Genomic DNA, 12,174 nt, shown 5'->3' with positions numbered 1-12,174 from the left:
TTGAATGGTGAGCGTGCAGGTTTTTACCTCCGGTTTATCATATAGTTCCAGCCTTTTAGCTGAAATTCTTTATTTTGCCTGCAAATCTAAGGAGGAAAATCAATCATTTTCGAATTTAGGGATTTCGATGTTTATTTCAACAACAGATTTGCATGGGTTACGCCCATCACTTTCTAATACAGGTAAATCGGGATAGTCCTTAACTTCACCATTACTTAACCATTAAACTGTTTTATGAAGATTATCCTTAACCTGTTACGCATCATCGTAGGGGTACTGTTCATCTTTTCGGGGCTTATCAAAGCGAATGACCCACTGGGCCTCAGTTATAAGATGGACGAATTCTTTGAAGTACTGCACCTCACTTTCCTGTCGCCTTACTCACTGGCATTTTCCGTGGTGATGAATGCCTTTGAAATCATTGCCGGCGTGGCCGTGCTCGTAGGATACCGTATGCGCATCTTTTCTGTACTATTACTGCTGCTCATCATCTTCTTTACCTTCCTCACGGCTTTTGCACTATTCAGTGGTACTATCCGGGAATGTGGCTGCTTCGGCGACTGTATCAAATTAACGCCGGTGGAAACCTTCTGGAAAGATGTGATCCTGTTACTGATGATCCTGGTGATCTTCTTTTACCGTAAAAAGATACTACCGGTGAAAGGGGCAGCCCTGGTATTTATCCTGTCGGTGCTATTATCTTTTGGCGTACAGGCGTATACGTTAAAACACTTGCCTTTATTCGACTGCCTGCCCTATAAAGTAGGAAACAATATTCCCGAAAAGATGAAATTGCCGCCAGGTGCTACGCCCGACGTATATGAAATGGTATTCATCTACGAAAAAGACGGGCAGAAGAAAGAGTTTACGGCCGATAACTATCCCTGGTCCGACAGTACCTGGAAGTTTATTGACCGTAAGGATAAACTGGTGAAGAAAGGAAATGCCGAACCTGCCATCAAAGATTTTATTCTCACCGACCTCGATGGTGTTAATCAAACGGAGGCAGTATTGTCGGCCGACAAACCCGTATACCTTTTCCTGGTACAGAATGTACAGAACGCAGGCAGCGGCTGGGATGCCAAGATGAAAGCCCTGCAGGCCAAATGGAAGAACCAGGAGATACTAATATATGGTGTCACCGCTTCTACCAAAGATGAAATAGCCGCCTTTAAACAACAGTATGGACTGGAGTTTCCTTTTGTGCAAATGGATGGTGTGGCTATCAAAACAGCAGGCAGAAGTAACCCTTGCCTGATGTTGCTTGATAAAGGCACCATTAAAGGGAAATGGCATTACAATGATATCCCCTGAGATAAAAACTGAATAGTGATGCTGCGTTTCATGCTCCGCAAAACAGCTTATGGATTACTGGTACTACTCGGCGTAGTAGTGCTCGTGTTTTTCCTGTTCAACGTACTGCCCGGCGATCCAGCCCGGCTTACGTTGGGCCAGCGGGCAGACGTAGCCTCCCTCGAAAATGTAAGGAAAGAACTGCACCTCGACCGGCCCGTAGGGGTGCAGTTTGGATACTATCTGAATGACCTGTTGCCGGTAGGTGTACATACTGTTACAGAAGCAACAGAGAATCTACATTATATAACGGTCGCGCATATATCAAAAGATAAGATCCTGGTACTCAAAACGCCTTATCTACGCCGGTCGTACCAGGGGAAAAAGCAAGTATGGGATATCTTGCTGGAAGCCTTACCCGGAACCTTGCTGCTGGCGGTAGCCGCCATGTTGTTTGCTACCGTGGTAGGATTGGCGCTTGGTGTACTATCGGCCGTGAAGCAAAATACCTGGATGGATACCGGGGCAGTATTTGCCAGCGTAGCGGGCATTTCAGTCCCCTCTTTTTTTGCCGGTATTGTACTGGCTTACCTGTTCGGCTTCGTACTCAGCGACTATACCGGGCTGCATATGACCGGCAGCCTGTTCGATGTAGATCCTTTTAAAGGCAGGGTACTCAACCTGCGTAATCTTATTTTACCCGCTATCACACTGGGCATCCGCCCTTTGGCGATCATCGTACAGCTTACCCGCAGCGCCATGCTGGATGTACTGCACCAGGACTTTATACGCACGGCTTATGCCAAGGGCCTTTCCAAACGGGCCGTTATCTGGCGCCATGCACTGCCCAATGCCTTGAATCCTGTGATTACGGCCATTACGGGCTGGTTCGCGGAATTGCTGGCCGGCGCTTTTTTCGTGGAATATATCTTTGGATGGAAAGGCATCGGGAAAGTAACGGTAGATGCCCTCGACAAATTTGACTTCCCCGTTGTGATGGGCGCCATCCTGTTTACTGCAGGCATTTTCGTCATCGTGAACCTCCTGGCCGATCTGCTATACACCCTGATAGATCCCAGGATAAAACTGGATTAACCGGTTAATAGCTTCATTATCAATACTATAGATAGGGTCAACGGAAAAAATTAATCGCTCGGGATATTTTTTTCAAAATTGCTGTAACATCTTTTTTTTACAGTCGTCTTCTTCTCAAACGCATTATTCTGCATGTCACTCGAAAGATTTCTCACACAGGTGGTCCCCGTCCGGCAAAAGCTTTACCGCTTTGCATTCCGCCTGTTGGGCAACGAGGAAGATGCACAGGATATTACACAGGACGCACTGATGAAGGTATGGGGCATGCAGGAAAAGATGGCGGAACTGCAAAATATGGAAGCCTGGTGCATGCGGATCACCCGCAACCTGGCGCTGGATAAAATCAAGTCGCGGAAATACCGCTTATCAGACGACCTCGACAGGGCAGGGGAAGTGCCTGCCATACACCAGCAAAGCCCACATGCTGTGGCCGAACAAAATGATGTAATGGGAAAAGTACATGTGGCGATCAACGCCCTGCCCGAGAAATACCGCACGATCCTCCAACTGAGAGATATTGATGGTCTTTCCTACCAGGAAATTGCCGACGTACTGGATATAGATATGAATGACGTAAAAGTGAATTTGCACCGTGCCCGTAAATCAGTACGGGAGAAACTACAAAACCTGCAGGTATATGGATTATAAATGGATCAGCGATTTGCTGGATAAGTACTGGGAGGGGGAAACTACCCTGGAGGAGGAAGCGACGCTCCGTGATTTTTTCAGCGTACCACACGCAGACCTGCCCGAAGCATTACAGGAGGCAGCGCCGCTATTCCAATATTTTAAGGTGGAAGCAGCAAAAGAATGGGAGGTTCCCCCGGTTACGCTGCCGGTGACCACCCCGGTAGTAAAACTGTCGCCGCTACGGCACTGGATGAAATATGCGGCAGTAGCGCTGGTAGCGGTGGGTATCGGATATGCCTTAAAGCAGCAGCAGGTACGTAAGCAGGATGCGGCAATAGCCCTGCGGCAGCAGGAAATGAACGACCCGCAGAAGGCCCTCGATGAAACGAAGAAAGCACTGCAGCTGCTGGCCAGGAACCTGAATAAAGGCACTGCCAAAATGCAGAAGCTGGCCTACTTCAATGAAGCTACTTCACTGGTAGAAGGAAAGAATGACTAACGGCTATTATAAAACCTGATATAAATATTGAGAAATGAAACGATTCCTGTTTTTATTGATGGCGATCTTTGCCAGCTTCCATGGGTCAGCCCAGCAAGGGAGCGCCATAGACCGCTTCTTCCAGCGGTATGAAAACGACCGCAACTTTACGCTGGTCAGTATAACGCCTAAAATGTTCAGCATGTTCGCTAAGGTGGATGCCGGCGACCCGGATGCCAAAAACCTGATGCGGGTCATTCAGAAACTAAGAGGACTGCGTATCCTGGCAAAGGAGAGCACCAAAGACGGTCCCCGCCTGTATAAAGAAGCGGCCGCTTTCCTGGGAGGCGATTTCGAAGAACTGATGACGCTCCGCGACAAGGACAGCGACCTGAAGTTCATGGTAAAGGAAAACGCCAAAGGCAATATCAATGAGCTGGTCATGCTGGTAGGCAGTTCCACCGAATTCCTGGCCATGAGCCTGGTAGGCGATATCGACCTCAATGAGATTTCCCAGATTGCCGGGTCTGTTAATATACAGGGCATGGACAAACTGAAAAACATCAAGAAAAAGTAACTAAAACATTTTCCCATGAAAGCATTCATTATTGCAGGCTGCTGTTTATTAGCTGCGGTGGCTGTAAAAGCCCAGGACCGCTCCCTGCGCGAGTTTCGCAACAAATACCGTCATTGCTCCGAGGTACATACCATCAGCGTAGGTGGCTTCGCGATGCGACTGGCAGGCTTCTGCCTCTCGTTTTCAGATGATTCAAAAGATGTGAAAGGAGTAATGAGAGGGATACAGAAGGCAAAGGTATACACGATTACTAATGTTAATGGTAATACGGTGAACAGCCAGGATATTGCTGACCTGAAAAGCAACCTGCTACGCAATGATCATTTCGACGAATTGATGGATGTGAGAGATAAGAACAGCCGGGTACATATCCTGAATAAGGGAACCGACGACGAATTGGGTAAGGTGGTGATGCTGATACAGGATGAGAGCGACTTTGTGATCGTGAATCTGCAAACAACGCTGAAAATGTCTGATATCAATACGTTGATCCGTCAGTTTGCATCCAACTGATCCCTTTTACCTGATCATCACGTCCTTAACAATGCTTTCTCCCAGCATTTCATTCACCAGCTTGATGATCTTATCTTTAGAATAAGTTAACTCCTGCTTTAGTGGCGCCACTGTTGTAGTAACAATTAATTTACCATCTATCAGCTGAATGCTCTGTGTATACCGGGCAATTGTTTTCCCCATAATCTGTTCCCAATTTTCCTGGATGCGTACCTCCGTGAGACGGGGTTTCATCCTGCTCTTATTCATAAATTCCCGGAGTGCATCTCCTATACTGGTAGTTCCATGACGCATGGTGCAAAGGTAGTAAATTTTAGAGCGGCATACCGTAAAGAATATACGTTAGATGTTAATGAGCTGGATTTCCCCGGAGGTAGCCGCAAATGCCTGCTGCAAACGTTCCACATGCGTATCTGTAATAAATACCTGTCCATAGTGATCGCCTGCTACCAGGGCAATTAACCGCTGTACCCTTTCCTGGTCCAGTTTTTCAAACACATCATCCAATAGCAATAGCGGTGGAAAATTTTTATGTTGCCGGAGTATTTCAAACTGTGCCAGCTTCAACGCAAATAAAAAGCTTTTGCGTTGTCCCTGGGAGGCGCTGGTTTTCATCAGGTGGCCGTCCAGCAGGAAGAGCAGGTCGTCGCGGTGAATACCGGTGCTGGTGCGCTGCAATTGCATGTCGCGGAACCGGGCCTTGTGCAGTTGTGCCGCATAGGGCTCTTCCTGCAGTGTACACTGGTATTGTATGTTTACCACTTCGTGGGTGCCGGCAATGTAATCATACAGCTGCTGCACTTTGGGTATAAATGTTTGCAGAAAAGCCTGACGGGTTTCATACACGGGTACGCCGTGCATGACCAGCTGCAGGTCGAACACATCCAGCAGGTGGTCTTGCTGTTGACCGGTGGTCGCCATATTTTTCAGTAATGTATTGCGCTGTAATAATATTTTCTGATAAATGATCAGGTGGTCCAGGTAGTCGGGATAGAGCTGCGACAGGAGGCTATCCAGCCATTTGCGTCTTTCTTCGCTGCCGCCCAGGATGATGTCGGCATCATCGGGGGCTATCATCACGGCCGGGAAATGCCCGATGTGCCGGGAAAACCGGTCATATTTATCATCGTTGAGGGCAATCTCCTTTCTACCATCTTTGACCGTACATACAATTTTTTCGGCGTGTCCATTCTTTTCCAGGAGGCCTTCCAGGCGGAAGCCGTTGGTCTGGTACCGGGTATTTTGGGTATCGCTGCTGGTAAAATAGCTGCGGGTGAAGCAAAGATAGTAGATGGCATCCAGCAGGTTCGTTTTACCAGCGCCATTCCTGCCCGTGATGCCAACAATGCGGTGTTGGAACGAAAAGCTGGCCTGCTGGTAGTTTTTGAACTGGACGAGTGATATTTTATTTATATAAAGCAAAGAAAAAAATTATGCGTAATTAATAATATGCGAAAATAATCCACTTTATAAGTGATAAAAAACCGCGCTAATGGGAACTTCCCTGTGATTCAGGTGCAATTAAATGCAAAACTGTTTGAAATTGATCAATTTGCATAATTTAATGGGAATTAGAATTGATATTTATATTTTACGATTTTCCTGTTATATTTGCGAACAAATTTAGAAAGAGTGCAAACTAAAACAGACGTGAAGACGAAATTCACCAAAGAGACATATCTGTACTGGTATGAATTGATGCTTTTGCTGCGCCGCTTTGAAGAAAAGACAGGCCAATTGTACGGGATGCAAAAAATCCGTGGTTTTTGTCATTTGTACATAGGACAGGAAGCAATTGCTGCTGGTGCGATTACAGCTACCAAGCCGGAAGATAAATTCATCACTGCTTATCGTGATCATGCGCTGGCAATTGCAAAGGGAATTTCAGCGAAGGCTTGTATGGCAGAACTGTATGGTAAAGCAACCGGTTGTTCGAAAGGAAAGGGAGGCAGTATGCACTTTTTCTCGAAAGAGCATGGGTTCTTTGGCGGCCATGGTATTGTGGGTGCCCAGATAGGTACAGGCGCAGGTCTGGCCCTGGCAGAACAATATACCGGAACTGACAACGTAGTGTTGTGTTTCTTCGGTGATGGCGCTGCCCGTCAGGGTATTCTCCATGAAACATTCAACATGGCGATGACCTGGAAGCTCCCGGTTATTTTCATTTGCGAAAACAACATGTACGCCATGGGGACTTCCGTAGAACGTACCTCCAACGTATTGGACATCTATAAGTTAGCAGATGCGTACGAAATGCCGGCCGATTCTATCGACGGTATGAGTTGCGAAGCAGTACATGATGGTATCGAAAGAGCGGTAAAACGCGCCCGTGAAAATGGCGGACCTACTTTGCTCGAAATCAAAACTTACCGCTACCGTGGCCACTCTATGAGTGATCCGGCTAAATATCGGACGAAAGAAGAACTGGAAGAGTATAAAGAGAAAGATCCGATCAACGAAGTACTGAGAGTTATCCAGAAAAATAAATGGGCTACTGAAGCAGAAATTGAAGCGATCAACGAACGCGTAAAAGCAGAAGTTGAAGAGTGCGTAACTTTTGCAGAAGAGTCACCATGGCCAAGCGATGATGAGCTCTTGAAAGACGTTTACGTACAGGAAGACTATCCATTTATCGTTGACTAAGCATATTAGGGTTAGTATTTTGCCCGGTAATCAATACGGCGAAGAGGATGTATAATGCTCTTCGCTGTATTGGCTAAAGGAAACACTAACAGCAAAGCCGGTCGTTTACCTATTAAATAATCTAGCAAATCACAATTACACCTTACAATGGCAGAAACTAAAGATAAAGCCGCCACGCCTCAACCTACTAAAGATTTTGACCTGGAAGCGTCCATGCACCGGGCGGAAGATTTCTTCTTTAAAAACAAGAACGTTATTTCTATCGCAGTATTGGCTGTGGTGGTGGTAGTAGGCGGTTTCTTCGCCTATAACCGTTTTGTTAAACAGCCAAACGAAACCAAAGCCCAGGAAATGGTATTCCATGCGCAGAACTATTTTGCCGTGGATTCCTTCAAACTGGCGCTGAACGGTGACGGTAATAATTATGGTTTTTTACAGGTAGCGGAAAAATACGGCAGCACTAAAGCAGGCAACCTCGCTAAATACAGTGCAGGCGTTTGTTATATCCACCTGGGTGAATTCCAGAAAGGTATCGACATGCTGAATTCCTTTAGCTCTAGCGATTTACTGTTGCAGCCTACTGCTTACGGTTTGATCGGCGATGCGTACATGGAAATGAATAAAACTGCAGAAGGTATTGAAGCTTACAAGAAAGCAGCTCACTACAATGATAATGAACTGACTTCTCCTGTTTATCTGTTCCGTGCCGGTCAGGCCCTGGAAAAAGCAGGTAAGGCACAGGAAGCCATCACCATCTACAAAGAAATTAAAGAGAAATTCCCACTGACCAACGAAGGTCGTGAAATGGATAAGTACCTGGCTAGACTGGGTGACGTAAAGAACTAATATTACAACTGGCTGTTGGTGTACCTCACTGACAGCCAATTGTTTTTAAAGCCGAAAAATATGTCTGAGCATAATAAGAGCTTACTTAATGACGCTGGCATTCTCAACCTGGAGGATGCCAGTGTTGTTATGGTATATACCGAATGGAATGATGCCATCGTAAATGAACTGGTAGCCGGCTGCGAAAAAGCCCTGGACCAGTATCATGTTAGTAAATCAGAGAAGATCATTGTACCTGGCGCATTTGAATTACCTTACGCCTGTAAGCAATATTGGGAAAACACCAAAGGCACCGGCAAACAGCCTGGCGCTATTATTGCTTTCGGTTGCGTGATCCGCGGCGAAACGCCACATTTCGACTATGTGTGTAAAGCGGTAACAGAAGGTATCCTGCAATTGAACCTTCAGTTACCTGTTCCTGTTATATTTGGAATTCTGACAGTGGATAATGAACAGCAGGCACTCGACAGACTGGGAGGCGCTCATGGTCACAAAGGCGAAGAAGCGGCCATCACTGCCCTGAAGATGATTGCCCTGCAACGGAAATTGGCTAAAAGCTGAAACTAACAAGATGAATGTACAGTTATTTATACCGTGTTTTGTAGACCAGTTGTTTCCCGAAACAGCCTTTAATATGGTGAAAGTGTTGGAGAAACTCGGTTGTAATGTAATGTATAACACGGACCAAACCTGTTGCGGCCAGCCAGCTTATAATGCGGGCTACCAGGATGAATGCCGCACCATTGCTACCAAGTTTGTAAAAGATTTCAAAACCTTCGATTACATTGTTGCTCCAAGTGGCTCCTGTACAGGGTTTGTGCGCAATTACTACGGCAAATTGTTTGACAATTCTGCCGCGCACAACGATGTGAAGCTGCTGAAGAAAAACCTGTACGAGTTCACCGAATTCCTCACCGATGTATTGCATGTTACCGACCTGGGAGCTACCCTTAATGGCGTAGGTACCTATCACGACGCTTGTGGCGCCCTGAGGGAATGCGGTATCAAGGAAGGACCCCGCAAATTATTGGAAAAAGTACGGGGACTGGAACTGAAAGAGATGAACGACTGTGAAACCTGTTGTGGATTTGGAGGCACCTTCGCTGTGAAGTTCGAACCCATTTCCATGGGTATGGGAGAGCAGAAGGTAAACAACGCGGTGAATAGCGGCGCTGACTACCTGATTTCTACGGATCTGTCCTGCCTGATGCACCTGGATGGCTATATCCGTAAGCACGGCACCAATATTAAAGTGATGCACATCGCTGATGTACTGGCCAGTGGCTGGTAAACCGGCATATCCTCAAACCTGAAAACTGAATGCAATATGAACTATTGGCTGGTGAAGTCAGAACCTTTTAAGTACTCCTGGGAACAGTTTGTAAAAGACAAGGTTACTTTCTGGGACGGCGTGCGTAATTACCAGGCACGTAATAACCTTAAAGGCATGAAAAAGGGCGACCAGGTGTTGTTTTACCACAGTAATGAAGGATTGGAGATCGTAGGCCTGGCAACGGTAGCAAAAGAAGCTTACCAGGACCCTACCACACCGGATCCTAATTGGGTAGTAGTCGATCTGAAGCCACTGAAACCTTTCAAACAATTCGTTACACTGGCACAGATGAAAGCAGAGAAAAAACTGGCAAACTTCTCGCTGATCCGCCAGGGCCGCCTGTCGGTATGTGATGTGAAGCCAGAAGAGTTTGAAGTGATCATGGAGATGGGAGGCATGAAGAAATAATCTTTTTTACTGCAATAAAGTACCGCGGGTGTATCAATGTTTTGATACACCCGCGGTCGTTGTAGCCCACTGTAACGGTTTTCTCCTTATATTTATACAGCAACAAAATTTATTTTAACCCCAATAACGCAAACCAATAAACGAAAAAACATGAAACCAAGATTAGTGGTGCTGACCGGAGCCGGCATCAGTGCAGAAAGTGGACTCCGGACGTTTAGAGATACCGATGGATTATGGGAAGGCTATGATGTGTATGAAGTAGCGTCTCCTAAAGGATGGCAAAAGAATCCTGCCCTGGTACAGGACTTTTACAATGGTCGCCGGAAAGATGTGAAAGCTGCGCTCCCCAACGCAGCACATACGGGCCTGGCAAAGCTGGAGGAAAAATATGACGTATGTGTGATCACTCAGAACATCGACGACCTGCATGAGCGTGGTGGATCCACGCGGGTACTGCATTTGCATGGAGAGATTTTCAAAATGCGCAGCGTGAGTAACGAGGAGTTGATTTACGATATTTACGATGATATACAAATGGGAGATGTTGCGGAAGACGGAGGGCAGCTGCGTCCGCACATTGTTTGGTTTGGCGAAGCCGTACCAATGATAGAACCTGCGTTGATGGAAGTGCGTCTTGCCGATATTTTTGTAGTGATAGGTACTTCGCTACAGGTATATCCTGCGGCCAACCTGCTGAACTATGTGATGCCGCATGTACCGGTGTATATTATTGACCGTAAAATACCGCCTGTAGAAGTGGCGGCTAACCTGCACCGGATTGAGAAGCCGGCTACGGAAGGAGTCCTGGAGCTATTAAGTATTTTATAAAATGAAAAACCTCCCCGTATAAAGGGGAGGTATCACAAGTCCTTGGGTGTCCGATAGAGTCCATCATAGGAAAACAATAATGTTGCTATTCAAAGCTTTCCTCAAATCGTATATCGTAGTCTTCTAATTCTTTCAGGATGGGGTTGTAAATTTCCGGCATTACCGGGATATGGAGTCCTGTCAAAGTAATTTTTTCCTGTAACAACAGTTTGGCCATAATACCCAGTGGCAGCCCAACTGTTTTAGCCATGGCGGTGTGAATATTATCTTCACCCTGAACAATCATGTAGCTGTGCATCCTGGTGGCCATATTGCGCCGCTCGAATTCAATTTCATGCATCATTACAATCATGTCTTTGTCGGCTGGTTCCATTCTGAGTTTAAACTCAACCAGGAACTGGAGTATCTCCGCATTGGTTTTGTCTCCTAAATTTATGACATCTGGGCTTAATAACCCGAGAAATTTTAGCTGACGGATCACTTTTGATTTGGTGCTGACGCCCAGGAACTGGGCCAGGTTCTCTTCGTGGCTGCCGGATTGTTCATGAACGAGCCGCGTAGCCCAGTCGATATAGGTGAGCTGGTCTGTCGCAATTTTATGCTTATCCTCCGTAAGACCCAGCTTTATCAGGGCATTCCAGCCTTCGCAGAAGTCGGGAAACCGGAGAGTAGCCCGCATGAAGGTAGCCAGCTCAGTGAGCTTATATTCCTCCATGTACGTAAGAGAGTCGCGGTTGGGATAAAAGGCCAGTTTACCCAGCCCGGGTACGTGGATTGTTTTGGTGTGATCGAACAACTGTTCGTAGGAGAGTTCCTTTACCTTCCCCTTTTCTTTGTAAGTGGCGCCGGAGCTGCCCGCCAATACGATGTTGCGTGCATTCCACGACACTTTGTACTGCCAGGGATTATCATTGCTGTCGGGCGATATCAATCCCCCACAGTAAGATTTAAACGAAAAGATCTGGCCGCCTTTTTTCTCAATGGAGTGAATGAGTTTCATGGCCGACATGTGATCAATGCCCGGGTCCAGTCCCATTTCGTACATAAACAATAACCCCGCATTTTCTATATCCGCTTGCAGTTTACGCACTTCAGGATCTATATAGGAGGCGGTAAGTAAGTTCTTTTTGGCTTCCAGGCAATCCCTGGCGACTAAAATATGAAGGCTGGCAGGCAATAAAGAGATAACAAGATCGGTTTCCCTGATGAGTTGTAATCTGGCGGCTTGGTCGTTGATATCCAGTGCTGCGGGCGTGGCGTAGTATGACTTTCCTGTTTTAGACTTGATAAGAGACAGGTCGTGATCTGCAACAGTCAGATGCCATTTTTGTCTGGGCGCGTTTGTTAAGAGATAATCGATCAGACTCGTGGCCGATTTCCCGGCGCCAAACAACAGTATATTCTTCATAGTTTTTTGTCGAAAAATGATTAAGAATCAGGGGAATAACAGTGCTTTTGATACTAATGTTCGAATTTTTAAGCCCATTCGGATTTATTCTTATTATATATATGTTTTCCGTTGATTCGATG

At 46.3% G+C, this 12,174-nt stretch carries 15 protein-coding genes; 12 read left to right on the top strand and 3 right to left on the bottom strand.

Annotation, left to right across the window (positions count from 1 at the left end; all coding sequences use genetic code 11):
- Positions 1–234: 234 nt before the first annotated feature.
- The 6 genes from FHW36_RS10100 to FHW36_RS10075 all read left to right on the top strand — a co-directional run bounded on the left by FHW36_RS10100 (position 235) and on the right by FHW36_RS10075 (position 4,586).
- Positions 235–1,314 carry a BT_3928 family protein gene (locus tag FHW36_RS10100; protein WP_145666510.1) on the top strand — a complete coding sequence of 360 codons (1,080 nt, stop codon included), beginning with the start codon at positions 235–237 and terminating at the stop codon, positions 1,312–1,314.
- 18 nt (positions 1,315–1,332) lie between these two features.
- Positions 1,333–2,388, top strand: a complete 1,056-nt coding sequence (locus FHW36_RS10095) for an ABC transporter permease (RefSeq protein ID WP_145666507.1) — start codon at positions 1,333–1,335, stop codon at positions 2,386–2,388.
- 132 nt (positions 2,389–2,520) lie between these two features.
- A complete protein-coding gene (locus FHW36_RS10090; RefSeq protein ID WP_145666504.1) occupies positions 2,521–3,036 on the top strand; it encodes an RNA polymerase sigma factor in 516 nt (171 codons plus the stop codon).
- Positions 3,026–3,517, top strand: coding sequence for a hypothetical protein (locus FHW36_RS10085; protein WP_145666501.1), 492 nt, complete (start codon positions 3,026–3,028; stop codon positions 3,515–3,517). Before FHW36_RS10090 ends, FHW36_RS10085 begins: the two co-directional genes overlap by 11 nt.
- Positions 3,518–3,551: 34 nt before the next feature.
- Entirely contained in the window at positions 3,552–4,073 is a 522-nt protein-coding gene (locus FHW36_RS10080; RefSeq protein ID WP_145666498.1) for a DUF4252 domain-containing protein, read from the top strand.
- Between the two features lie 15 nt (positions 4,074–4,088).
- On the top strand, positions 4,089–4,586 hold the full coding sequence (locus FHW36_RS10075) for a DUF4252 domain-containing protein (protein ID WP_145666495.1): 498 nt from the start codon (positions 4,089–4,091) through the stop codon (positions 4,584–4,586).
- A 6-nt stretch (positions 4,587–4,592) separates the two neighbouring features.
- Here the strand turns inward: FHW36_RS10075 and FHW36_RS10070 are convergent, their stop codons facing one another.
- Together FHW36_RS10070 and recF are read right to left on the bottom strand one after the other, a co-directional pair.
- The gene (locus FHW36_RS10070) at positions 4,593–4,880 is read right to left on the bottom strand and encodes a DUF721 domain-containing protein (protein ID WP_145666492.1); all 288 of its coding nucleotides are present in this window, start codon (positions 4,878–4,880) and stop codon (positions 4,593–4,595) included.
- Positions 4,881–4,928: 48 nt separating this feature from the next.
- Positions 4,929–6,008 carry a DNA replication/repair protein RecF gene (gene recF, locus FHW36_RS10065; RefSeq protein WP_145666490.1) on the bottom strand — a complete coding sequence of 360 codons (1,080 nt, stop codon included), beginning with the start codon at positions 6,006–6,008 and terminating at the stop codon, positions 4,929–4,931.
- A gap of 228 nt (positions 6,009–6,236) precedes the next feature.
- On the opposite strand from recF, the gene pdhA reads away from it, so the two are divergent.
- The 6 genes from pdhA (at position 6,237) to FHW36_RS10035 (ending at position 10,644) form a co-directional block, all read left to right on the top strand.
- Complete coding sequence (gene pdhA / locus FHW36_RS10060; RefSeq protein ID WP_145666487.1) at positions 6,237–7,229, top strand: pyruvate dehydrogenase (acetyl-transferring) E1 component subunit alpha; 993 nt, start codon at positions 6,237–6,239, stop codon at positions 7,227–7,229.
- Between the two features lie 147 nt (positions 7,230–7,376).
- Positions 7,377–8,075 carry a tetratricopeptide repeat protein gene (locus FHW36_RS10055; protein ID WP_145666485.1) on the top strand — a complete coding sequence of 233 codons (699 nt, stop codon included), beginning with the start codon at positions 7,377–7,379 and terminating at the stop codon, positions 8,073–8,075.
- Between the two features lie 60 nt (positions 8,076–8,135).
- Positions 8,136–8,636, top strand: coding sequence for a 6,7-dimethyl-8-ribityllumazine synthase (ribH, locus tag FHW36_RS10050; protein ID WP_145666482.1), 501 nt, complete (start codon positions 8,136–8,138; stop codon positions 8,634–8,636).
- 10 nt (positions 8,637–8,646) lie between these two features.
- Positions 8,647–9,366 (top strand): (Fe-S)-binding protein, encoded by a 720-nt coding sequence (locus tag FHW36_RS10045; protein WP_145666479.1) that lies wholly within the window; start codon positions 8,647–8,649, stop codon positions 9,364–9,366.
- Positions 9,367–9,402: 36 nt separating this feature from the next.
- Positions 9,403–9,816 (top strand): EVE domain-containing protein, encoded by a 414-nt coding sequence (locus tag FHW36_RS10040; protein WP_145666476.1) that lies wholly within the window; start codon positions 9,403–9,405, stop codon positions 9,814–9,816.
- A gap of 150 nt (positions 9,817–9,966) precedes the next feature.
- Positions 9,967–10,644: an SIR2 family NAD-dependent protein deacylase gene (locus FHW36_RS10035; protein WP_145666474.1), complete on the top strand. Its 678-nt coding sequence runs from the start codon at positions 9,967–9,969 to the stop codon at positions 10,642–10,644.
- A gap of 85 nt (positions 10,645–10,729) precedes the next feature.
- On the opposite strand, the gene FHW36_RS10030 is transcribed toward FHW36_RS10035, so the two are convergent.
- Positions 10,730–12,052, bottom strand: a complete 1,323-nt coding sequence (locus tag FHW36_RS10030; protein ID WP_145666471.1) for a saccharopine dehydrogenase C-terminal domain-containing protein — start codon at positions 12,050–12,052, stop codon at positions 10,730–10,732.
- Positions 12,053–12,174: the final 122 nt, after the last annotated feature.

It is taken from the genome of Chitinophaga polysaccharea, from assembly GCF_007829335.1.
Classification (GTDB): domain Bacteria; phylum Bacteroidota; class Bacteroidia; order Chitinophagales; family Chitinophagaceae; genus Chitinophaga; species Chitinophaga polysaccharea_B.
The sequence above is the reverse complement of the archived record's forward strand: the minus strand, read 5'-3'. Positions and strand labels throughout refer to the sequence as shown.

Coding starts and splice junctions, on each gene's coding strand:
- FHW36_RS10030 (WP_145666471.1), bottom strand. CDS start 12,052: ATGAAGAATATACTGTTGTTTGGCGCCGGGAAATCGGCCACGAGTCTG.
- FHW36_RS10100 (WP_145666510.1), top strand. CDS start 235: ATGAAGATTATCCTTAACCTGTTACGCATCATCGTAGGGGTACTGTTC.
- FHW36_RS10080 (WP_145666498.1), top strand. CDS start 3,552: ATGAAACGATTCCTGTTTTTATTGATGGCGATCTTTGCCAGCTTCCAT.
- FHW36_RS10045 (WP_145666479.1), top strand. CDS start 8,647: ATGAATGTACAGTTATTTATACCGTGTTTTGTAGACCAGTTGTTTCCC.
- FHW36_RS10075 (WP_145666495.1), top strand. CDS start 4,089: ATGAAAGCATTCATTATTGCAGGCTGCTGTTTATTAGCTGCGGTGGCT.
- FHW36_RS10090 (WP_145666504.1), top strand. CDS start 2,521: ATGTCACTCGAAAGATTTCTCACACAGGTGGTCCCCGTCCGGCAAAAG.
- ribH (WP_145666482.1), top strand. CDS start 8,136: ATGTCTGAGCATAATAAGAGCTTACTTAATGACGCTGGCATTCTCAAC.
- FHW36_RS10070 (WP_145666492.1), bottom strand. CDS start 4,880: ATGCGTCATGGAACTACCAGTATAGGAGATGCACTCCGGGAATTTATG.
- FHW36_RS10095 (WP_145666507.1), top strand. CDS start 1,333: ATGCTGCGTTTCATGCTCCGCAAAACAGCTTATGGATTACTGGTACTA.
- FHW36_RS10055 (WP_145666485.1), top strand. CDS start 7,377: ATGGCAGAAACTAAAGATAAAGCCGCCACGCCTCAACCTACTAAAGAT.
- FHW36_RS10035 (WP_145666474.1), top strand. CDS start 9,967: ATGAAACCAAGATTAGTGGTGCTGACCGGAGCCGGCATCAGTGCAGAA.
- FHW36_RS10085 (WP_145666501.1), top strand. CDS start 3,026: ATGGATTATAAATGGATCAGCGATTTGCTGGATAAGTACTGGGAGGGG.
- FHW36_RS10040 (WP_145666476.1), top strand. CDS start 9,403: ATGAACTATTGGCTGGTGAAGTCAGAACCTTTTAAGTACTCCTGGGAA.